The organism is Ancylobacter sp. VNQ12, assembly GCF_049445835.1.
Lineage (GTDB): Bacteria > Pseudomonadota > Alphaproteobacteria > Rhizobiales > Xanthobacteraceae > Ancylobacter.
Genome location: NZ_JBMSDU010000027.1, coordinates 1 through 21,021, shown reverse-complemented (window position 1 = coordinate 21,021; position 21,021 = coordinate 1). Strand labels below are relative to the sequence as shown.

At 65.1% G+C, this 21,021-nt stretch carries 24 protein-coding genes and 2 pseudogenes; 11 read left to right on the top strand and 15 right to left on the bottom strand.

Annotated features, from left to right (window positions below; translation table 11 throughout):
* Window positions 1–105: 105 nt before the first annotated feature.
* Window positions 106–822 (top strand): autoinducer binding domain-containing protein, encoded by a 717-nt coding sequence (locus tag ACO2RV_RS22680; RefSeq protein WP_423296503.1) that lies wholly within the window; start codon window positions 106–108, stop codon window positions 820–822.
* A gap of 84 nt (window positions 823–906) precedes the next feature.
* Here the strand turns inward: ACO2RV_RS22680 and ACO2RV_RS22675 are convergent, their stop codons facing one another.
* Together ACO2RV_RS22675 and ACO2RV_RS22670 are read right to left on the bottom strand one after the other, a co-directional pair.
* A complete protein-coding gene (locus tag ACO2RV_RS22675) occupies window positions 907–1,203 on the bottom strand; it encodes a type II toxin-antitoxin system RelE/ParE family toxin (protein ID WP_423296502.1) in 297 nt (98 codons plus the stop codon).
* On the bottom strand, window positions 1,200–1,466 hold the full coding sequence (locus tag ACO2RV_RS22670) for a type II toxin-antitoxin system ParD family antitoxin (RefSeq protein ID WP_423296501.1): 267 nt from the start codon (window positions 1,464–1,466) through the stop codon (window positions 1,200–1,202). The genes ACO2RV_RS22675 and ACO2RV_RS22670 overlap by 4 nt, the downstream gene beginning before the upstream one ends.
* A 199-nt stretch (window positions 1,467–1,665) precedes the next feature.
* Between ACO2RV_RS22670 and ACO2RV_RS22665 the strand changes: the two genes are divergently transcribed.
* A complete protein-coding gene (locus ACO2RV_RS22665) occupies window positions 1,666–1,905 on the top strand; it encodes a ribbon-helix-helix domain-containing protein (RefSeq protein WP_423296500.1) in 240 nt (79 codons plus the stop codon).
* 83 nt (window positions 1,906–1,988) lie between these two features.
* Window positions 1,989–2,204, top strand: a complete 216-nt coding sequence (locus ACO2RV_RS22660) for a type II toxin-antitoxin system RelE/ParE family toxin (protein ID WP_423296499.1) — start codon at window positions 1,989–1,991, stop codon at window positions 2,202–2,204.
* 61 nt (window positions 2,205–2,265) lie between these two features.
* Here the strand turns inward: ACO2RV_RS22660 and ACO2RV_RS22655 are convergent, their stop codons facing one another.
* From ACO2RV_RS22655 to traA, 4 genes are read right to left on the bottom strand one after another with little or no spacing between them, the layout of a single operon-like run.
* Window positions 2,266–2,868, bottom strand: a complete 603-nt coding sequence (locus ACO2RV_RS22655) for a TraH family protein (RefSeq protein ID WP_423296498.1) — start codon at window positions 2,866–2,868, stop codon at window positions 2,266–2,268.
* A gap of 15 nt (window positions 2,869–2,883) precedes the next feature.
* Entirely contained in the window at window positions 2,884–4,086 is a 1,203-nt protein-coding gene (locus tag ACO2RV_RS22650) for a conjugal transfer protein TraB (protein WP_423296497.1), read from the bottom strand.
* Window positions 4,040–4,516, bottom strand: a complete 477-nt coding sequence (traF, locus tag ACO2RV_RS22645; protein ID WP_423296496.1) for a conjugative transfer signal peptidase TraF — start codon at window positions 4,514–4,516, stop codon at window positions 4,040–4,042. The genes ACO2RV_RS22650 and traF overlap by 47 nt, the downstream gene beginning before the upstream one ends.
* Before the next feature lie 50 nt (window positions 4,517–4,566).
* Entirely contained in the window at window positions 4,567–7,878 is a 3,312-nt protein-coding gene (traA, locus tag ACO2RV_RS22640) for a Ti-type conjugative transfer relaxase TraA (protein WP_423296495.1), read from the bottom strand.
* 249 nt (window positions 7,879–8,127) lie between these two features.
* On the opposite strand from traA, the gene traC reads away from it, so the two are divergent.
* The 5 genes and pseudogenes from traC to ACO2RV_RS22615 all read left to right on the top strand — a co-directional run bounded on the left by traC (window position 8,128) and on the right by ACO2RV_RS22615 (window position 11,119).
* On the top strand, window positions 8,128–8,388 hold the full coding sequence (gene traC, locus ACO2RV_RS22635; RefSeq protein WP_423296494.1) for a conjugal transfer protein TraC: 261 nt from the start codon (window positions 8,128–8,130) through the stop codon (window positions 8,386–8,388).
* 4 nt (window positions 8,389–8,392) lie between these two features.
* On the top strand, window positions 8,393–8,608 hold the full coding sequence (gene traD / locus ACO2RV_RS22630; RefSeq protein ID WP_423296493.1) for a type IV conjugative transfer system coupling protein TraD: 216 nt from the start codon (window positions 8,393–8,395) through the stop codon (window positions 8,606–8,608).
* Window positions 8,595–10,520 carry a Ti-type conjugative transfer system protein TraG gene (gene traG, locus ACO2RV_RS22625; RefSeq protein ID WP_423296492.1) on the top strand — a complete coding sequence of 642 codons (1,926 nt, stop codon included), beginning with the start codon at window positions 8,595–8,597 and terminating at the stop codon, window positions 10,518–10,520. The genes traD and traG overlap by 14 nt, the downstream gene beginning before the upstream one ends.
* 41 nt (window positions 10,521–10,561) lie before the next feature.
* A pseudogene (locus ACO2RV_RS22620) lies at window positions 10,562–10,771 on the top strand (thermonuclease family protein); the annotation flags it as partial.
* 84 nt (window positions 10,772–10,855) lie between these two features.
* Window positions 10,856–11,119 carry a WGR domain-containing protein gene (locus tag ACO2RV_RS22615; protein WP_203196828.1) on the top strand — a complete coding sequence of 88 codons (264 nt, stop codon included), beginning with the start codon at window positions 10,856–10,858 and terminating at the stop codon, window positions 11,117–11,119.
* On the opposite strand, the gene ACO2RV_RS22610 is transcribed toward ACO2RV_RS22615, so the two are convergent.
* The 9 genes and pseudogenes from ACO2RV_RS22610 to ACO2RV_RS22570 all read right to left on the bottom strand — a co-directional run bounded on the left by ACO2RV_RS22610 (window position 11,103) and on the right by ACO2RV_RS22570 (window position 18,435).
* On the bottom strand, window positions 11,103–11,516 hold the full coding sequence (locus ACO2RV_RS22610; RefSeq protein ID WP_011993095.1) for a hypothetical protein: 414 nt from the start codon (window positions 11,514–11,516) through the stop codon (window positions 11,103–11,105). The two genes, ACO2RV_RS22615 and ACO2RV_RS22610, sit on opposite strands and share 17 nt — an antisense overlap.
* Window positions 11,513–11,782 carry a type II toxin-antitoxin system prevent-host-death family antitoxin gene (locus tag ACO2RV_RS22605; protein WP_423296491.1) on the bottom strand — a complete coding sequence of 90 codons (270 nt, stop codon included), beginning with the start codon at window positions 11,780–11,782 and terminating at the stop codon, window positions 11,513–11,515. Before ACO2RV_RS22605 ends, ACO2RV_RS22610 begins: the two co-directional genes overlap by 4 nt.
* Before the next feature lie 131 nt (window positions 11,783–11,913).
* Window positions 11,914–12,078, bottom strand: coding sequence for a hypothetical protein (locus tag ACO2RV_RS22600; protein ID WP_011993093.1), 165 nt, complete (start codon window positions 12,076–12,078; stop codon window positions 11,914–11,916).
* A 266-nt stretch (window positions 12,079–12,344) separates the two neighbouring features.
* On the bottom strand, window positions 12,345–12,542 hold the full coding sequence (locus ACO2RV_RS22595; protein ID WP_423296490.1) for a hypothetical protein: 198 nt from the start codon (window positions 12,540–12,542) through the stop codon (window positions 12,345–12,347).
* An 82-nt stretch (window positions 12,543–12,624) separates the two neighbouring features.
* Window positions 12,625–12,906 (bottom strand): annotated as a pseudogene (locus ACO2RV_RS22590) (DUF736 domain-containing protein); the annotation flags it as partial.
* A gap of 352 nt (window positions 12,907–13,258) precedes the next feature.
* A complete protein-coding gene (locus ACO2RV_RS22585; RefSeq protein ID WP_423296489.1) occupies window positions 13,259–13,747 on the bottom strand; it encodes a hypothetical protein in 489 nt (162 codons plus the stop codon).
* Window positions 13,748–13,796: 49 nt separating this feature from the next.
* A complete protein-coding gene (locus tag ACO2RV_RS22580; protein WP_423296488.1) occupies window positions 13,797–13,997 on the bottom strand; it encodes a HAMP domain-containing protein in 201 nt (66 codons plus the stop codon).
* A 35-nt stretch (window positions 13,998–14,032) separates the two neighbouring features.
* The gene (locus ACO2RV_RS22575; RefSeq protein ID WP_423296487.1) at window positions 14,033–17,356 is read right to left on the bottom strand and encodes an efflux RND transporter permease subunit; all 3,324 of its coding nucleotides are present in this window, start codon (window positions 17,354–17,356) and stop codon (window positions 14,033–14,035) included.
* Window positions 17,353–18,435 (bottom strand): efflux RND transporter periplasmic adaptor subunit, encoded by a 1,083-nt coding sequence (locus ACO2RV_RS22570; RefSeq protein WP_423296486.1) that lies wholly within the window; start codon window positions 18,433–18,435, stop codon window positions 17,353–17,355. Before ACO2RV_RS22570 ends, ACO2RV_RS22575 begins: the two co-directional genes overlap by 4 nt.
* A 120-nt stretch (window positions 18,436–18,555) precedes the next feature.
* Here ACO2RV_RS22570 and ACO2RV_RS22565 point away from each other — a divergent pair, with 120 nt between their 5' ends.
* The 3 genes from ACO2RV_RS22565 (at window position 18,556) to ACO2RV_RS22555 (ending at window position 20,692) form a co-directional block, all read left to right on the top strand.
* Window positions 18,556–19,230: a CerR family C-terminal domain-containing protein gene (locus ACO2RV_RS22565; protein ID WP_423296485.1), complete on the top strand. Its 675-nt coding sequence runs from the start codon at window positions 18,556–18,558 to the stop codon at window positions 19,228–19,230.
* A 72-nt stretch (window positions 19,231–19,302) separates the two neighbouring features.
* Entirely contained in the window at window positions 19,303–19,911 is a 609-nt protein-coding gene (locus tag ACO2RV_RS22560) for a hypothetical protein (RefSeq protein WP_423296484.1), read from the top strand.
* Window positions 19,912–19,963: 52 nt separating this feature from the next.
* Window positions 19,964–20,692: a hypothetical protein gene (locus ACO2RV_RS22555; protein ID WP_423296483.1), complete on the top strand. Its 729-nt coding sequence runs from the start codon at window positions 19,964–19,966 to the stop codon at window positions 20,690–20,692.
* The last annotated feature ends 329 nt before the right edge of the window (window positions 20,693–21,021 follow it).

Sequence of the window (21,021 nt, the reverse complement as noted above, 5' to 3'; positions counted from 1 at the left end):
CTGCCTCATCGAATTGGCGTCTGCTGTCGGCTGATCTCCCCGGCACACAATGCCATCTCACCCGCGACGCCGTGCAACGACACACGGAAATTGTGGGAGATCGAGGTGAATGCCGAGATTCAATCGCTCATCGATGCCATCGACATTGCCCAGGACGCGCGTTCGGTCACGGTGGTCTTGCGAAACTACGCGCATGCTTGCGGGTTCGACCGCTTCGCCTATCTCCAGACGGCGGCATCCGGCATCATCACCTGCAACAACTATCCTAAAGAATGGCAGGACGTGTACCTGGATCGGGGGTACTCGGAGATCGACCCCGTCGTGACGACCGCACGCCGCCGGATGGAGTTGTTCACTTGGTCGGCTGACGACTGTCCCAGGCGATCCAATCCGAAAGCGCAGAGGCTGTTCTATTCCGAGGCGATCGACCACGGCATTCGTTCGGGCGTGTCGGTTCCCGTGCGTGGCAGCTTCGGCACCATGCTGATGCTGACTCTTGCCTCATCGCGTGAACGGGTGAATACCTCCATGCTCGGAGATGCCGGCCGGGCCGCACAGGCCGCGATTGGCGTGCATTACCGGCTACGGGCGCTTGCCGAGACGCCGCTCGCGGCCGAGCATTGCTCGCTTACGCCGAAGGAGCTTCTCTGTCTCAGGTGGGCGTCGAAGGGCAAATACATGCCCGAGATCGCCGCCCTCATCAATGTCCAGCACAGGACGGTGCAGCATTATCTCGACAATGCCCGCGCGAAGCTTAAAGCTACCAATCTCACCCACGCCGTCGCGATTGCTCTAGAGCGGGGCTTCATCGGCTCGGACTGACGGTCGCAGCTTGGCCGTCCACGACACATGCCAAATTTGCATGCCATGATCATGGCATGCCGCGAGGCGCGACCATGGCATTCCCTACTCGGGAAATAGCAGCCGCTCATAGTCCATAGCGCCGTTGAGGATGTGCAGTACCTCGATGGCATGGGAGCCGATGCGGTAGAAAATCAGGTAGTTGCCATGCACGCAGCGCCGAACGCCAGCATGCTCATAGCGCGGAACCAGCGAATAGGACCGGGGCATGTCGAGCAGCCGCTCGGTGCGCTCTCGCAGTTCCAGCAGGAAGGAGAGGGCGCGCTGCGGGTTGTCGCGGGCGATATGATCGCCGATCCGCTCAAGGTCGGCCTCGGCCTCCGCAGTAAGGACGAGGATCATTCACCGGAGGCTTTCGTCGCCGCAACCCGAAACCTGGCTTCAAGGCGGTCAAAGACATCCTTTGCCGGCCTGACACGCCCGGCGTCAGCATCCTCGATACCGCGAGCAAGCGCGGCATCGAGCGCCGCCAGACGGGTCTCCCGCTCCTGCAGCAGCCGTACGCCCTCGCGGAGCACCTCGCTCTTGGAGCCATAACGTCCGGTGGAGACGAGCGCAGTCACATAGGTCTCAAGCTGTTGGCCAAGGTCAGCGCTGATGGGCATGGTGGCATCCTCCTTGGCTCATTATGGCAGATGCCAATAACTATTATCAACGCCCGATCTGCAGCACGCTAACGCGGCGGCTTGCACCGCGCCGCCGCACAACCCTCCATATCGCCCGAAGGCTGTGCCGTGGCAGCGCGCCATTCAGGTTTGCATAACGTCAAACTTGCAAATTTTTGCCAAGCTCTATCCTCTCGGCATGAGCAAGATGAACATCTCCCTGCCCGATGGCCTGACGAGCTTCGTCGATCAGCAGGTCGCGCAGCGGGGATATGCGACGAGCAGCGAATGTGTCCGCGAACTGATTCGCCAGGACCAGGACCGGGGGAAACTCCGCAGCATGCTGCTTGAGGGTGCCTTGTCGCCCGCGACCACCCCCATCGATGAGAGCTATTTCAGCGACCTGTGCGCGCATATCAATCGCTCTGCGTTCAAATGAACAGCAAGCCGGTTGTGCCGCGCGAACGCGCGCCGGGATATCGAAGACATCGTCGATCACTATCTCCGGGAAACCGGCCCCATGTGGCTCTCGGCCTGATCGATGATGTTGAGCAGGTCGATCGCCTGATCGCGCAACATCCCGATGCCGGCTCACCGCGCTACGCCTTTGAGATGCAGATCGCCAATCTGCTGAACCTCCGCCTCAAGCGCTATCCCTATCTGATCTTTTATGTCGAGCGGCCCGACCATGTCGATGTCTGGCGCGTGCTGCATGGAACGCGAGATATCCCGATCTAGCTTGCCGGATCGGACGTCGGTGAGCCGACCTCATAAAGGCGAGCGCTCGTCTCTACCAGTTTCACGGCTTGCCGGAACCGATGCCCGACAGATCGACCCGAATCCCAGCCTTGTTCGGATCGTCCAGTTCCGTCGTCACCGAAGGCTCCGGCACCTGCAGGTCGGAGGCGTACTCGGCACGCTCGCTTGGCGTCATCGGAACTTCCTGCGACCCGATCGAGCCTGGATCCGGCGCGCTGAACACGCCGACGCCCTCGAATGTACCGGTCAGCCAGGCGAGAATGGCGTCTTCGACGGCTTCATCTCGCGGGCCGCCATACCATTTGACGACGATCCGGTAGACCTTGGCGAACAAGGCTGTCCCCATTCGGACATTCGCGCACGCGTCGAGCAGGTCGGGCTTCAGCTCGCGCGAATCGGAGAGGCCCAGTCCGGCCGGATACTGGGTAATGCCAACGCGTACGACATTGCGGCCGACATGCTGCCGGACGAGCTCCAAGGCTTCCTCGGTCGTCGTCGGCCTTGGCGCGAGAATGGCGCGATTGCCAGTGCGGATCGTGACGGCAAGAGGATCCGGGGATCCCGCCTGCTCGATAAACCTCTCCACGATGGCCGGTTTGAGATCAGGATCCGCGCATTGGTGGATGAGGGCCACGTCGATCATCCCGCCTCCTTTTCCTCAGGTGTTGAGCGCGACGACGAGCGGGAGACCGAACAAACTCGCCCACGCCGTCAGGCTGGCCCGCTGGATATCTGTGATTGACGATCCGGCCGTCCACCAGGCATTGCCGACGCCGATGACAACATCGGGAGCGTGCAACATCGACTGCAGGATCGGCCAGACCAGGAGCTGCTCGTAACAGATCAGCGGCGCGATCCTCGCTCCCGCGAGCTCGACGACCGGATTGGCAAAGAAATTCGCCCGCGCGCCGCCGACATGGCCGGTCAGGGCCCTCCATGGCTGCCACATGGAGACGGGAACGGGCATACGCTCACGATAGAGAATCTGGCTGCCCGCCGCCGAGATTGCGACAATGGCATTATCATAGCCCTTGTCGTCGACGATTGCCGCGCCGGCAACAACGGTGATTTCGCCGCCGCCGAACTCGTCATGCCATAGCCTCTCGACGGTCGGGGTCCAGAAGCCGAGCGCACTCTCGGGCAGGACCACCACATCCGCGACCTCGGCTGCGGCCAGCCGCGCTCTCTCGACCAGCTCGCGTTGTCGCTCAAGCGCGAGGTCCCTACCGAGGCTTCGACCGAGGTCGAGATCCACAGCCTTCCACTTGGCGGGTTCTATAGGCGGCACCCAGATCACGGCCGACCAAGGCCAGGCGACGTAGAGAACGAAAAGCGCCGACCGCCATCGGTCCGTCGTCAGGAGGACGAGGCCAATGACGGTCGCTGCCAGCCCCCACCAACTCCATCCGGGAAAAAGGACGCCGGCAGCCGTCACCGGCTGCGCCCAGCCGGTGATCCCAAAAGGCGGTGCCGCCATCAGAGCCGTCGCCAACAGAAATCGCAGCCCTTTTTCTGTTCCCGGTCGCTTCATCCAAAGCGCGGCCTGGACCACGACAAAGGAAAGTGACGCGCCAACCCAAAGCAGCAGGCCCAGTCCGAAATCGGACGCGAAGAAGGTCGCAACACCCTGAGGAAGGCCGCGCGAGGCGGCGAGGAAGTAGCCTGCCGAGATCAGTCCAACCGTCATCCGTGACGGCGCCGACGACCACAAAACAGGGAATAGCAACGCGACCGGTAAGGTGAGCACATGACCACTCCAGCCAACAGCCCCCACAACGACGGCTGCAAGCACAAGGATCGGCGATCGCCAGCGCTCAAGGATCGAAGGTGACCAGTGGGCGGGCGAAACCGAGCAGGCCATCGACCGGCACCGGCCCAAAATATCTTGAGTCATAGGACCCCGCGAAGGACGAGTGGAGGAAAAGGTGTCCGGCCGGCACCAGGCCGCCAGCAGAGGAGTGAAGTGGTCGCCCTGCTGCATCGGCCGCCCGGATCGCGGAGTGGGGAAGGGGCTCGCTATCAATGTGGACATCGCGGCCGATTTCGATCCACTGACCGGACGCGGCGACCACCGTCTTGATGAGCGGCGCCATCCCGCCTGAGCAGAGGCCGCGCCGGAGATAGCCGCGGGCAAGGGCCTCGGCGAATACGGCAGTCCGTGGCGGGCAGATGAAGACGAGATCGCCGATGGCGACCGGACGATCCAGCCGATCGATCCGCCACAAACCCAGGGGTTCGCTCGGGGTGGTGTTGATGCGCAGACCGCCCAACCAGCCGGCGGCGACGATCATGATCGGCAGTGCGACACCGCCAGTCAGGACGACGAGTAGTCGTTGGCGCCTCACGGCTTCATCACCGGGCTCTGGCGCAGCGACAAGCGCTGTTCCTCCGCCTGCTTCATCCGCGCGGCGGTGCGCTCGTGGGCGGCGAGCTGCTGCGATGTGCGCAGGAGTGGCCATGCCTCTCGAAGCTTTTCGCGCTCGATGCTACGGAGCCCTTCCGCCGCTTTCTCGAAAACGCTGCCGCCGGCGTCACGGGCTGCGTTGACCAACAGGGTGCGCTCGCCAAATCGCTCCGAGACCGCGCGTCCGAAGGCGTCGAGCTCGGCCTTGACCATTTTGTCCGCCAGCGCGAAGCCGAGCGCACCGGGAAGGTCGTTGCGGTCGATAGCGTCGCGCACGCGCTCGAGCACTCGGTGCGCGGCTGCCGAGAGAGCCGGGACATCGACGGCGACACGATGACGGATCGCCCGCTCCTCAGCCTCATGCTTGTGCTCGGCCTCCGCGCGCAGGCGCAGATAGCGCTCGATGTCCTTCTTCAGGGCTGGCGCATTGACCTCGGCGCGCTGGCGCTCCTGCTTGTCGGCCTTGCTGGCGAGCAAACCGGTCTTGCCACGTAGGGCGCCGAAGGAATCCGGCTTCGCCGCAAGCCGCTCCAGCGTCGAGCTGGCCGCAGCGGGATCCTTCAGCATGGCGTCCATGGCGGTCGCCCGGAACGCGGTTTCCGGGTCGGCGAAGACCAGCCGGAAGCGCGTGGAGACCTCCTCCCACTGCTTCATCACGGCGGGATCGGCGAGGATCTTGTCCTCGACGGCCTCGGTGAGGGATTTGGGGAATACGGTAACGCCGGCGACCATCGGTGCGGCCTCCTTCTTCGTGGCGGTGACGGTTGATTTGCGCGGCTCGACCAGGCCGAGCTTCTCGCCGACGAACCGCAGCCGCTGCGCCAGATCGGCTACCCTCTCCTTCTGGCGGACGGTCCAACGGACGCGATCGCGAACGAGGACCCGGGCGACCTGGACGATGTGCAGGCCGCGGTTCGAGGCAAAGCGCAGAGCGTCGCGATAGAAGCGGCCGCCCGCATAATCGAGCGTCGTCTCCTTGGCGTTCAGCTTCGACAGGATCGGGATCAGCCCGCCGGCCTTGCCGAAGGAACGGCGACCGTAATAGAGCGCGACATCCTCACGGTGCCGGGTCATCGCCACATAGGTCAGGTGCCGGTCGAGCGAGAGCGTCGCCAGCACTTTCACGCGGTCGACCGTGGCCCCCTGGGACTTGTGAACCGTGGTCGCATAGCCGTGGTCGACGTTGCGGTAGAAGCGCTGATCGACCTCGACACGACGGCGATGTTCACCCTCGCCGATCTCGGCGACGAAGCGCCTTGGTTCCGCCTCCACCACCTTGCCGATCATGCCGTTCTTGACGCCGAGCGAGCCTTCATTCCGCAGAAACACGATCTGGTCGCCGACGGCGAAGCGGCGCTCTCCGTCCTCGGTTCTGAAGGCCAACCCCACCTCCAGAAGGCCGCGCTCGATGAGTTTGGCGCGCGCCAGGTCGTTCAGCGAGCGGACGTCGCGCCGCAGATGGGCGAGGATCAGCGTCGACTTCGCCGGATCGAAATCGCGGTTCCAGTCGTCGATCAGGCTGGTGATCGCCTGTGCCTTGAGCTCGGAGCCGAGAATCCGGCCGTGAGTGCGATAGGCAGACAGCGCCTGCGCCACCCGGCCACGGGCAAGATCGACCGAAGCGTCCCGCATCCACTGCTCGCGCTGGCGATAGATGGTCTCGAGTTCAGCATAGCCGGTGCGCTCGACGAGCGCCCGGAACGCGGCGCCCGCCTCGATCGGCTGGAGCTGATCGGGATCGCCGACCAGCACGAGCTTGGCGCCCGCCCGCGAAGCGGCCTCCACGAAGGTCGCCATCTGGCGCGAGGCGATCATGCCGGCCTCGTCGATCACCATGACCGTCTTCGCGTCGAGCGGGTCCCGGCCGTTCTGCCAGCGCAGCTCCCAGGACGAGAGCGTGTGCGAGACGACCCCCGCTTCCTTCTCGAGCCCCTCGGCGGCCTTGCCGGCGAGCGCTGCGCCGACAACGCGATAACCGGCCGCTTCCCACACCTCGCGCGCGGCGCGCATCATGGTGGTCTTGCCAGCGCCGGCGCGGCCGACCACCGCCGCGATCCGCGCCGGCGCCGTCACATGCTCGATCGCCGCGCGCTGCTCGGCCGAGAGATGCGCGTGCCGCGCTAGCACCGCTTCCGCCACCTTCTCCCGGACGACGAAGCCATCGACCTTGGCGAGGCCGATCGAGCGGTTGGCCATCTCGGCTTCGAGCCAGATCAGCTCGCGCGTCGTATGCCGCGACGGCGCCCGCGCGCCCGTCGCGAAATCGATGCCCTCGGCCTGCAGCCGTACGACGTCCGGGCTCTGGAGGATCCGGTGCAGCAGGTTCTGGAAGGTGCCGGGATCATCGACATAGCGATGGAGGATCTTGGCGATATCGCGCTCGTCGAAGACGCTCTTCTCGCGGCTGACGATGTCGAGCACGATCTCCGGACGCCGCTCAATCCGGCTGGCGTTCTCGGCACGGTTGTCCTCGAAAGCCTCCAGCCGCTCGAGCCCCGGCGCCCAGCCTTCACGCTTGGCCTTGCGCTCGATCGCCTTCGCGGCGACCCCGATATGCGTGGTCGGCACGAGGTCGATGTCGCGCTCGGCATAGGAGCGGCCGTCGACGCGGATGTCGAGGCCGGCGAGCGCCAGATGGTGGTTCTGCAGGTCGACCCAGCACGCCCGCTGCGCCAGGAACTCCCGCTTGTCGCCGGACCACAGCTCATAGCGGATCTTGCCGGCCTTGGTGCGCAGCGGCTGTGCGTCATCACCGATGACGGCGACCTTCTTTCCTCCGAAGCCCTCCTCGACCAGCGGCCGCAGCGTCGTCATCAGATGGACATGCGGATTGCCGGGCTCGTCGTGATAGACCCAGTCAGCGACCTGTCCGCGCGCAAGAATCTCCTGCGCCACGAACTGCCGCATCAAGCCGACGTTCTGCTCACGGGTGAGCTCGACCGGCAGAGCGATGATCGCCTCCCGTGCGAACTGGGCATCGGAGCGCTTCTCGAAGGCCTCGACCTTGTTCCAGAACGCCTCCGCCGCGCCTGCGGCCGAACGATCGGCAATCAGAGCGCGTGCCCAGGCCGGCGCGTCCGGAGGCAACAGGAACTCGTCATGGATCAGGCCGTGCTTGTTCGAATAGTCGACGGTGCGCGCCTCCCCCTGGTGCTCCATGCGGGCGCAATGGCGGTACGCGGCCGACAGAACAGCGCTGCGGCCATTGCCGCGGCTGATGATCTGGACGGTGAAATGCGTGATGGCCACGGCTGGAGCGGTCCCGACGACGAACGAACATGGTGTTCGTCGGGATCGGCCCCACCCGGCGGGGCGGGAAGCAGCACGTCGCGCCAGCGACGTATAACTGCGCCCTTGGACCATTCCTTCGGAACGGCGGGATGATCTCAAACGGCATCGGCTCCGCCGACTGTAGAATTAACGGGGGTGCGCTTCGCGCCCTCCCCGTCGATGCTTGTCTGGCGCTTCGTTCGATCCAGACAAGGAGGCTCATCCGGAATGAAGAAACCGTCGCGACAGATCAGGGAAGAGATCGCCAGGCTCCAGGACCAGCTCAAACAGGCAGAGACTAGGGAAGCAGAGCGCATCGGCCGCATCGCGCTGAAAGCCGGGATTGGCGAGATCGAGATCGAGGAAGGCGCGCTGCTGTCGGCCTTCGAGGAAGTGGTGGGGAAATTTCGCAAAGACGGCAGCCGCTCCGCGAAGGCCGCCACCTCCGTCGCGGCTGGCGCGTCTGCGGGCGCGGATCAGGAGGGGTGAGCGCATGCGCCGCTCCGATACCTCCGACGCCCGGAAGAAGGACACCCGGGAAAAAATCGAGCTCGGCGGCCTGATCGCCAAGGCCGGACTTCGCTTCGAGAAGCGTGCATTGCTGCTGGGGTTGCTGATCGATGCGGCTCACCGGCTCAAGGGCGGCGAGGCGGAACGCGAGCGCCTGACGGCGATCGGCGCGAAAGCATTCGGCCATGAAGGAGAATAGGATTGTGCTCGCGATCGCGCCGATCGTGCTGATGGTGGGCCTGTGCCTCGTTAGCGCCGGCATCGAAATCTGGCTCTCGAAGCTCGGATCGACGCCGGGCGCCCGCATGCTGCTCGGCCGGATCGGCATCGCCCTACCCTATGCGATGGCGGCCACGGTCGGCATCATCTTCCTGTTCGCATCGGCGGGAGCGACGGCGATCCGGTCGGCGGGCTGGGGTGTCGCGCTCGGAGGCTTGGCCGTCGCCGCCATCGCTGTCTGGCATGAGATCGGACGTTTGCATGCCTTCGCCAACACGGTGCCGGCGGGGGAGCGGCTTCTTTCCTATACCGATCCGGCAACGATCGCCGGCGCGACGATCGCGGCGCTCGCCAGCGTGTTCGCGCTTCGGGTCGCGGTGAAGGGCAATGCGGCCTTCGCGGTCGCCGCCCCGCGCCGCATCCGAGGCAAGCGGGCCATCCATGGCGAGTCCGACTGGATGGCGATGAACGACGCCGGCCGTCTGCTCCCCGATGGGGGCGGCATCGTCGTCGGCGAGCGCTATCGCGTCGATCGCGATGCCGTCTCCGAGCGGACATTCCGCGCCGAGGATGCGGAGACATGGGGAGCCGGCGGCAAGTCTCCCCTCCTCTGCTTCGACGCCTCGTTCGGGTCGTCGCATGGCATCGTGTTCGCAGGTTCCGGCGGCTTCAAGACCACGTCGGTGACGGTACCTACGGCACTCAAATGGGGTGGCGGGCTCGTTGTCCTCGATCCGTCGAACGAGGTCGCGCCAATGGTCGCGGCGCATCGGCGCGGCGCTGGCCACGAAGTCTTCGTGCTTGATCCGCGCTCAGCGGCAACCGGCTTCAACGTGCTCGACTGGATCGGGCAGCACGGGGCCACGAAAGAGGAGGACATCGCCGCCGTCGCCTCCTGGGTCATCACCGACAATCCGCGCCAAGGTTCGGCGCGCGACGACTTTTTCCGCGCCTCGGCATTGCAGTTGCTGACGGCACTGACCGCCGACGTCTGCCTGTCGGGTCATACGGAAAGGGAGGGCCAGCATCTGCGCCAGGTCCGCGCCAACTTGTCCGAGCCGGAGCCGAAGCTGCGCGAGCGGCTTCAGGCCATCTACGACAATTCGGAATCGGAGTTCGTGAAGGAGAACGTCGCGCCATTCATCGCCATGACGCCGGAGACGTTCTCGGGTGTCTACGCCAACGCGGTGAAGGAGACGCACTGGCTCTCCTATGCCAACTATGCCGCGCTGGTGTCGGGCTCGAGCTTCACAACGGCGGAGCTTTCGGAAGGGCGAACCGACATCTTCATCAACCTCGATTTGAAGACGCTGGAGAACCATGCCGGTCTCGCGCGCGTCATCATCGGCTCGCTGCTCAACGCCATCTACAATCGCAATGGCGCGGTGAAGGACCGCACCCTGTTCCTGCTCGATGAGGTGGCCCGCCTGGGCTACCTGCGCATCCTTGAGACCGCGCGGGATGCAGGCCGCAAATACGGCATCTCGCTCGTGATGCTCTATCAGTCGATCGGCCAGATGCGCGAAGCCTATGGCGGGCGCGATGCGACGAGCAAATGGTTCGAGAGCGCATCCTGGATTTCCTTCGCCGCGATCAACGATCCCGAGACGGCGGACTACATCTCGAAGCGCTGCGGCGATACCACGGTCGAGGTCGACCAGCTCAGCCGCTCGTCGCAGATGTCGGGATCGTCGCGCACGCGCTCCAAGCAGCTCACGCGCCGGCCGCTGATCCTGCCGCATGAGGTCCTGCGCATGCGGACCGACGAGCAGATCGTCTTCACTGCGGGCAATGCGCCGCTGCGCTGCGGGCGCGCAATCTGGTTCCGGCGATCGGACATGAAGGCCTGCGTCGGCGAGAACCGCTTCCATCGGAAGCAAACTGCGCCGTGACCAGGCGCGTCCGTGTCGAGGCGGCCGAAATTGCGTCGGGGGAACGGGTGAAGGGGGAGGTAGCGAAGCGGCGACTGTGGGAGCTTCTGAACGCCGGTCCGTTCTCGCGCGTCGCCGGTTGGCGCGACGAAGATCAGTACGGGCGCAAGCTGCGGACGCTCACGCGCGAGGGGCACTCAATCGGCAACATTTTGGTGCAGGAGGGCCTGGCCCGCCGCTGGGACGGGGCCCGGCATCCTTGGTGCGGCTGATCCATCATCGGAATGAATCGGTCCCGCAGGATCGATTCATGGAAGTCGTTGGACGTCCTTTCCCTGGGACGCGAGACTCGCTCCATGGAAAGAACGGCACCAGGCCCATTGCATCTCCGCCGCATCGATCCCGCACGGAACATGCGCCGGTTTTATACGCTCTCCCTCCAGCCGACGCTGTTCGGCGGGGCGACGGTCATCCGCAATTGGGGCCGGATCGGCACGAACGGCCAGTCGATGATGGAGACCTTCGATCAGCCGGAACAGGCTGAAGGCGCGTTCTCGCGCCTCGCCCGGACGAAACGACGTCGCGGCTATGGCGACGCCGGCGTCAACGGAAACGGCTGACCTCGGTGAAGGCTTGCCGGCGGGCGATGAACCGGCGCAGCAGCGGCAGGAAGAACGCCTTGCTGAAGCGGCCGATGGGCGGCTCGGGTTCGAGATAGAAGGACCTACCGACAAGATCGGTGTTGAATTCGTCGAGGATGAGCCAGAGGCGCAGATCGGCATCCAGCCCGGCACGGCGCCTTTCGATGGCCGGGATCTCGGCAAAGAACCGCGATGCTTCCGGCTCCTTGGTGGTGATCGGAAAGAAGAGCACGAGATCGCCGTCCGGCCGGACGATGCGCACGCCGACGGCGACGGGCCGATCCTTGCGGCCCTCAGTCTCGCCGGCACGAGCCTGCCGCGCCCAGAGATAGGGATAGCGGATGACAGTCGCGGTCTGGATGTCGTCGAAGCTCATGGCTTTCCGGCCTCATCCTCCCGCGCGTAGGCGTCGACGGCATTCTCGAACTCTGCGAGAAGGCCGTGGGGCATCGTCTCGATGGTCCCCGCTGAACGAGCGTCCGACTGGCGCATCAGCCGCTCATAGTCTTCAATGTTGAGGAGCACGAGGCGCGGCTTGTTGCGCTGGGTGATCATCACCGGCCGGCGCAGCGCCTCGGCGATGATATCGCCGGACTTCCGGGACAATTCGCTCGTGGAATAGGACCCACCTGAACGCGGCATGGCGATCTCCCGTAATTGCTGCCTTTGCTGTCATATACAGCATTCACCGCATTTGTGCAACGACGAGCCGTCCGAAGCGCCGTCGCCGACCAGGCGTGGCGCCCTGGACGGCGCGACATGGCGAAAGCTCCCTAGAAGGGAGGCTCGCCGCTGAGCAGGCCCTCCAGTTCGGCCCAGATGAGTTCGCGCTCCGCGAGAGCCATCTCCAGCTCGGCCTCGATCTCACGGCGCTCCACGGCGTCGACGGCGTTCCGCAGCTCGGCGCGCAGTTCCTCGATGTACTGATCGATCGACATTGGTCGTCTCCTTGATGTCGGTGAAAGACGACACCGACGGTCATGGCGGGCCGGAGGGATCAAGGAGCGCGAAGCGACCGCCGGAGCCGGCGAGTGGGGGAGCCGAAATGCGCCAGCATTTTGGGGGAACCGCTCGTCCTTGAGGCCTTCGGGCCGCCATGGCATCCTGGGACGATCTGAGCAGCCATCCCCGCTCCCGGTTGTGCACCCGACAAGCCGGAAGCAGGTTCGATGCCTGCTTCCGGCTGCGACACCGTGGGAGCCGGCTAGAGCACCTCGTCGGCGATGCCGAGGGCATCCAGGCGAGCGTGATCCTTGACCGGAACCACTTCGTAGTCATCCGACATGAAGGTGTATTCGTCGCTCCAAACATCGCCGATCTCGGCCGATGTTCCGTCAGGCCAGACCGCGATGTCGTCACTACGGTGGACCTTTGCGCCTGTGAGATTTGTGGTGATGGTCATGTGTGTGTCCTCCTGGCTGCGGCCGTTCGCTACCAAAAAGGCTGAAGGCCCCGCCTTGCGGCGGGGCCCTCTGGTCGGAGGCTCAGTCCCGGTTCGGCCGGGACCAGATCAGCTGGAGGCCTTCCTCGCCTTCCACCTCGATCAGGGTGGCGTAGATCGGGGCCGGGAACGAAGGGTCGTCGAGCTTGACGGAGAGGTAGTCGCGGTCCGTGTCCCGGGCAGTCTTCTGCCAGGCCGCGCCGAGCTCGACATTCGCGCCGGCGAAGATGCGGAAGTGGGGGCCCTTGTCGGACGGATTCTCGACGCGGACCAGCTTGGCCTTGACGTTGAGGGAGAGCGTCCGGATGGAGCCAACGAAGCCGTTTTAGGTCAGCCGTCAACTGTCATTTTGAGCAGAAGCCGTTGATCTGGCTTCATCATTCGCTGGATGACACTTTCAAGGTGTCCTTTTGCCGGCTCGCGGCGCCCCGAGGTGGAGCGCCGCGCCCGAGGGTCGGCCGCCTCAGCGCGACCAGAAGAGGGCGAACCCATCCTCGCTCTCGACCAGGGTGGCGTAGATCGGAGCGGGGAAGCTCGGATCTACGCCACCCTGATCGAGGTGGAGGGCGAGGAAGGCCTGCAGCTCATCTGGTCCCGGCCGAACCGGGACTGAGAGCGTGTGAATGAATGCAGGGGCGTCTACGCCCCTGCACCCCGGCCAGGGGCTTGGCCTGGACCTATGGTCCCTCTCCCGCATGCGGGAGAAGGCGGTTGCACAGCACGGCGACGCTGGCCGTCAGGGTGCTGTCCAGCCAGTCGACATGGCCGGTGCGGAAGTCGCTCAGGGATTTGTGATTGGTCGAAACTCCGCCGCACAGCCAGCGATAAGCGGCGTGGCTGCCGCACAGCTCCGCCGGGCGCCAGGCGCTGCCCACCCCGTCGATGGTCGCAAACAGCCACAACGCCACCAGAATGCGCGGATCGGCCGGCGGATGGCCCACATGCCCCTCCACCGCCTTGATCCCGGCCAGCAGCGCCGAAATGTCGAGACCCTCGACAAACCGCCACACCAGCCGCGCCGGGTGATCCGCGGAAATCAGGTCGTCCAGGCTGCACGCCCGAAGCTCGGCCTGCGATCGCTCCGCCTGCCGCAGACGCGGCACCCCGCACCGCTCTTTGGCCGGAGCCGATGCCTCGGGAAGATTCTCAAAAAGCCCGTCGCTCATCTGCCCCCCCAACTCGCTTCCGAGATTCTACAGGAAGGGCCGCTGACATTCATTCACAGGCTCTGAGCCTTTCGAGCAGCGCGTTCAGGGTGACAGCCAGCGGGGCGACCTCGCTGGGCAGGTCGTCGGAGGCGACGGGCCCGAGATCCTTCTTGCTCCGGGTCTCCAGCCGCTCCCGGAAGGCCCGCAGCGGCCTCATGCTCCTGCGCACCGCAAGCGCGGCGGCGACAAAGGCGGCCGGAATGACCACTGTCTGGCCTATTCGGATCCGGCGTGTCCGAGCCGTCAATGTGTGGCTTCGACCTTCGGTGTGTCTGTTCGAATTTCGGTTTCGGTGCCGCGCATCCGCCGCCGAGCGTCGAGATCATAGAGGATGGGAACGACGAACACGGTGAGCGCCGTGGATACCACCGTTCCGAAAATCAGGGAGATGGCGAGCCCGCCGAAGACCGGGTCCGTCACCATGATCGCCGAGCCCAGGATGATGGCGAGCGTGGTGAGAAGGATCGGGCGCAGGCGCACCGCGCCGGCCTGCCGCACGGCCACATCGAGAGGCATGCCGTGCTTCAGATTGTCCTGAATGAAGTCGATGATCAGCAGCGAGTTGCGGATCACGACGCCGGACAGGGCGATGATGCCCACCATGGAAGTTGCCGAGAAATCCGCCCCCACCAGCCAGTGGCCCGGGAAGATCCCGATGATGCCGAGCGGTACTGACGACATGGCGATCATGGGAATGAGGAACGAGCGATAATAGGCCACGAGCAGGAAGTAGACCATGAGCAGGGCGCCGCCCAGGGCCACGCCCATGTCGCGGTAGATGTCGAGGGTCATGCGCATCTCGCCGCCCCACAGGAGTTGGTAGCACCGAATGGTGTCAGGCACGTCCTGGACGAAGCCGAGATTGCCGGTGCGCAGCGGCTGCCCGTCCGGCGCCGTGATGCCGGAAAGGCGTCGCTGCAGGTCCAGCACGGCGTAGAGCGGCACCGAGGCGGAGAGTTCCGCGCCGACGAAGGTCACCTTTTCGTTGTCGCGATGGAGGATGGGGCGGTCCGCCTCGGCGGGAATCACCTTCACCAACTCGGAAAGCGGCACCGGCCTGCCGTCCGCATTGTCCACGAATACGCGGTTGAGCCGCGTCGGGTCCACCTCGAAGCGGCGGGGCACGAAGGCGCGCACATCCACCGGGTCCTTCTCGTCTGGCAGATGGGCGCGGCTCAGCACCTTGCCGCCGTAGATGAGGGCGAGGGCCTCGGCGATCTGCGCCGTGGAGACCTTGGAAAGGGCGGCCTTCTCCTTGTCCGGCACGATGCGGTGCTCCCGCACGTCCTCCGGCTCGGTGTCGATGAGATCGACCACGTCGTAGGTTTCCGTGAAGGCCTTGCGCACCTCGGCCGACAGCGCCCGCAGCCCCTCAGAATCCGGGCCGTAAATCTCGGCGAGGACGGTCGAGCGCAGCGGCGGGCCGGGTGGGTCCTCGACCAGGGAGACCTGGGCGCCGGGATAGGCCCTCGCGAGGGCCTCCACCTTGGGTCGCAAATCGCGCACGATGTCGATGGAGCTTTCCGACCGGTCGTGCTTGTCGGTGAGGTTCACCCGGATCTCGGCGATGTTGCTGCCGACGCGGCCAGCCGTGCCCTTGAACAGGCCGTTGAAATCCTCGACGCCCGCCTGCCCGATCCAGCTCTGGGTGTTGGCGACCAGCGGCTCCGTCGCGAGCAGCGCCGTGATCTCCCGCGCGAAGCGGTCGGTGACCTCGATCGGCGTCGTCTCCGGTGTCTTGATGACGACGTTGAACGTGTTCTTGTTGTCCTTCGGCAGGAAGCCGAGGGGCACCCCCAGCGCCGAGACCGGGCCGTCGCTGCCGGACGGGCGAACGAACTGCCAGGCCCCCTGCATCATGGAGGCGATCATCAGGACGAGCACGGCCGCGGCGAAGATACGGCGGACGCCGCGCCGGTGCTGGAGGGGCGCGATGAGGCGAAGATAGAGGCGCTCCATCCACCCCGGCTCGCCGTGATGCGCGGCTTCCGCTTGGGCGTCCTCCTCCTGCACCTCATGGCGGTGGAGCCACCGGTTGGCCGCCCAGGGCGTGACGATGTAGGCCACGAGGACGGATGCGGCCATGGCGATGGGCACGTTGTAGGCGATGGGATAGAAATATTCGCCCGGCATGTCGGTGACGAAGAACAGGGAAGCGAACACCAGCATCACCGCGAAGGTGGCGAGATTGGTGGCGTTGCCGATTTCGTTGGTGGCCTCGACCGTCATCTTCTCCTTGCTGGCGCGGGAGCGCTTTGCGCCGTAGTGGCGGTGGATGTTCTCGATGACCACGATGGCCGCGTCCACCAGGAGGCCGAGGGCGAGGATGAGGGCGAACAGCGTCACGCGGTTGATGGTGACGCCGCCGAGAAGGTCGGCCGCAAGGGTGATGGACAGGATGAGCGGCACCGTCACCATCACAATCAGCGCCTCGCGCCAGCCCAGGAAGAAGATCAGGACAAGCCCAACCGTGGCGAGGGCGATCAGGAGGTGCTCGAGCAGAAGGTTCACGGCGGCATCGGCCTTCTCGCCGTCGTCGCGGGTGACCACCGCCTGAACGTCCTTCGGCACGAACGTCGCCTGCATCTGTGTCACCCGGTCGATGACGGCGTTGGCCACTGTGACGGCATTGGCACCCTTCTTCTTGGCCACGGCGATGGTCACTGCCGGTAGATCCGCCGCGTCCGGTCCACCGAAGCGCGGGTCGCCGGGGCCGAAGGAAAAGCGGCTCAAGGTGGAGAGTTCGGGCGGGGGACCATCGGTCAGCGTCGCCACGTCACGCACATAGACCGGGCGGCCATCATGGATGGCCACGATCTGGTTCAGCACGTCGTCTGCGGAGGTGAAGTCGGCTGAAAGCTTGATGGCCTCCACCTTTCCGCCGCGCACGGTGGGCGCAAGGGGCACGGAGAGGTTGCTGGCGCCGAAGGCCAGATAGGCCTGGCTCAGCGTCACGCCGAAGGCCTGAAGGCGGTCGGGATCGAGCTCGATGGCGATCTCCCGCGTCTGCCCGCCCTTCACCGAGACGACGGAGACGTTGTCCGTGCTGCGCAGGTGCTCCGCCATGCGTTCGGCGAGCCGCTTCAGGGCATAGTCGTCATAGCGCGGGGAGGCGAGGGTCACGGTGACGATAGGCACGTCGTCCGCATCGATGCTGCGCACGAAGGGCGTGCTCGCGTCTGCTGGCAGGCGGGCGCGGCTCGCCAGGACCCGGTCGTAGAGCTTCACCAGCGACTCTTCCTTCGGCTGGCCCACCTTGAACTGCACCTGGATCATGGCGAGGGAGTTCTGCGCCATGCTCTCCACATGGTCGACGCCGGACATCTCGCTCATGATGCCTTCGAGCGGCCTGACGACGAGTTGCTCCACCTCGGACGCCGACGCGCCGGGCAGGCTCACCGTGATGAGGGCCGCCGGCACGATGATCTGCGGGTTCTCTTCCCGCGGGGTCTTCAGCACCGCCACGACGCCGATCAGCGCCACTGCGACGATGAAGACGATGGTGAGCTTGGAGGTGATGAAGGTCTGGGCGAGGCGCCCGGCCATGTTGAGACGCGGCAGGCTCATTTCGTCCCCGCGACCATGTTGACCGTCGCGCCGTCGCGAAGTGTGTCGGTGGCGCCGACGAGAACGGTCTCGCCGGCCGCGAGCCCGGCATTGACCTCCACGGCCTCGTCGATCTCCTTGCCGGTGCGCAGCCAGCGGAACCGCGCCGAGTTGCCGTCCAGCACGAACACCCCGTCGAGCCCGCCGCGACGCACGATGGCGGCGCGTGGCACGAGCAGCGCCGTGCGGGCGCCGAAGACGAAGTCCGCGCGCCCGAACATGCCCGGTATCAGCGCCGGGTCGGCGGGCAGGATCACGTTGATCTCGTAGCGCCGCGTGATGTCGTCTCCGGACGGCACGATGCCGCGCACGCGGCCTTGGAAAGCCTTGCCCTTCAGCGTATCGATCCGCACTTGGACCATGGCTTTCGGGTTGATCTCACTGAGCTTGCTCTCCGCGACGAAAGCCTTGAACAGGAGAACTTCGCGGGATTCCACCGTCAGGAAGGGTGTGCCGGCGGTCGCCATCTCGCCGGTGCGCCGCGTGACGGCGACCACCAAGCCGTCCACGGGGCTGGTGATGGCGGCATAGCCTTTCTGGGCCCTGGCGGCGGCGAGCGCGGACTGTGCCTTGTCGAAGCCCGCCTGGGCGACATCCACGCGCACCTTGGCCTTGCGCAAGGTTTCAGCGGCGATGGCGCCCGTGACCGCGAGCTTGGAATATTTCTCCACGTCCGCCCTGGCGTCGTTGATATCCTCGCGGCTGGCCCGCACGCCGGCCTCCGCCTGCCGGATGGCTTCGTCGATGTCGGAGGGATCGATGCGCACGAGGAGGTCGCCGCGCGACACCTTCTGCCCCTCGCGCACGTCGAGCTGCTGGATGAAGCCGACAACCCGCGATGACACGTTGATGCGCCCGTCGGACACCACCGAGCCGGGCACGCTGTAGGTCACCGGAACCTCGGTTTCCACGACCGGCGCGGCGGAAAGGCCAGCGGACGGTTCGGCGGCAGGCTCCGCCCGGGCGGCGACGACTGACGGTAAGAGAAGAAGCAGCGCCGCAAGGCAGGCGGCGTGGGGCCTCGCGGCCATGTCACGCATGACGGATCCTTTTGAAATAAGATTCGAACTTTCGATCTGGAGCGGGCCGGCCACGACCGACGCGGCTTCCCACTTGATAAGTTCATTCGAATGTACTAATTCTTAAGAGAGGAAATTGCAATGGCATCGAAACTGAAAGCACCGAGCGGTCATGACGCCCGCAGCGCCAAGACCCGCGAACACCTCTTGGAGGCAACGATCGAGGTCATCGGATCGGTCGGCTATGAGGCGGCGAGCACGCGTATCCTGGCCAAGGCCGCGAATGCGAACCTGTCGGCCATTCCCTATCATTTCGGGGGAAAGAAGGCGCTCTACCTCGCGGCGGCGCAGATGATCGCCGACTATGCGCGGAGCCGGTTCGAGGAAGTCGGCGCCCTGTTGGACGGGCGCGTAGATGCCGAGCCGAGGAGCCGATTCGAAGACGCACTCATCCATCTGCTGCACATCGTCCTGGAGGACGCGGAGCCGCATTCCTGGACGTCGTTTCTCGCCCGTTGCACGTACGACAATGACAAGGCGTTCGAACTCATTCACAAGGAAGCCATCAAGCCGCTGGTGGATCGGCTCGCTCTGGCGGCGCGCGAAATGTCCGACCCGAAGGCGACGGATGAGGCGATCCGGCTGCGCGTGAGTGCGATCGTGACCGCGATCATGAGCTTCAGGGTTCTCCGCGGAATCGTGCTCCGCAGCATCGAGTGGGACGACTTCCAGGACGAGCACGTTGCCCAGTTCGAGGCGATGGTTCGCGATCTGTATCGAAGCAATTTTCTGGTAGACTTTAATATAGATCAATAACAATGACGTACAAATATGTAAATATACAGAATATGCTGACAATCCTCTTTTAATCTTGAGAAGGTGTGTCCAATGGGCGATAAATCATATCCTCACGAAACCATAGCTTGGGCGAAGCAACGTCTTGATGAGCTGGATGCGATCATCTCCGAGGTGGAGAAGACATCCAAGGATTTGAGCGGCAGTGTCCGCGCGGAGGCGGATGCCGCGCTTGCGCGTCTTGAGGCGTCCCGCGTCGGCTTGCAGAAATCCTACGATGCGCTTCGTACCGAAACGGAGGATCTCAAGCGCACCGCGGAGGACGTTCAGAACGCCCTGGACGACGAATGGGTCGAGGTGGAAACATCCTTCCAGTCCTTCCTCGGGGCACTCGCCGATCAGGCCGACACGGTGCGCGGCATCGTGGCCGCGCGCGTCGAGGCCCAGCGCCAGGCCTGGGACAATTCTCTGAAGGGGTTGCGCGATCAGGCCGCCGAGACGGTGGACCAGGCGCGCGGGGACCTGGATGCGGCCATCAAGCGCCTGTCGGACGAGGCCGATACGTTTCAGGCCAGGATCGGTGAGGTCAAGGATGCGCGTGATGCGTCATGGGAGGCTGTGAAGAGCGGCCTCGCCGAGGCGAAGGCCGTTCACGACCGCACCATCGACAAGATTAAGGGTGCCTTCGCCAAGCTGTTCTGAAGCACGCGACGTGCGGGTTTTCTGGCCCCTTCCTCCTGCTGCGGAGATCACAATGAAGAACATGCGCACCACTATCGCCGGGCTCGTGTTCCTGGTTCCCGCCCTCGCGTTCGCCGCCCCGCGTGCGCTTGCCGAGGGCGCTGCGCCGCCGGCGCCGACACAGGACGTCGAAAGGACCTCGGCGGCGCGCGAAGCCATCCAATGGACCCAGGATCGCTTAGCGGAGGCCGATGCGACCATCGCCGCGCTGGAGCGCAGTGCCGCAGCACTCACGGGCGAGGCACGCGCCAGGGTGGATGCTGCGATCAAGGCGCTGCGCGAGCAGCGCGACGCCTATCGGGCGCAGGCCGACGCGGCGATAGCCAATGCGAAATCTTGGACCGATGCGCAGGTGAGTGCAGCTCAAGAAGGGCTTGATGCGAGCTGGGCGGCATTCCAATCGGCACGCGATTCCTATCTGGATGCCGCCAAGGCGGACCTCGCGACGCGCCGGGCCGTGCTCCAGGCGGAATTGGAGGCTCGGCGGACAGCCTGGCTGCAATCCATCGAGGACCTGCGCACACGAGCAGATAAGGTCTCGGACGACCAACGCGCGGCCATCGAGGCGCGCATCGCCGCGCTGAAGGCGCAGGTCGATGACGCTCAGGCCAGGCTCGCGCGGCTCGAAGAAGCCTCGAGTACAGCTTGGAAGGCTGTACAGAAGAGCTACGCCGATGCCAGGGCTCTCTTTTACGAGACCTATCGTTCCATTCGAAAGGCGATCGACGACGCGTCAAAGTAAAAATGTGTGTTTCGGCGTCGAAAATTGTAATTGCTCAGGCTCCATCCGCGTCGGCTCTGTGAGTCGGATGCGGGCCGGGTTTGGCGCGGTCGATGTTGCGGCGGGCGGGGAGGTTTCGGCTTGTGGAGGGTCGCTCACGATGGGACGGGCGTCGATCGTGTCCCACCAAGTGGTGTAGGTGGCGCTGGCGGTCGCCGTGCTGTTCGGCGCGGGCCTTGCTGATCAGGATGCCGCGGCGGGCATGCTGATGAGGGGATCATTGCCCAGCGGGGCGATGGTTTCCAGCGTCATGTAGCGGGCGCGCTGGACCGCCCATTCGTCATTCTGCT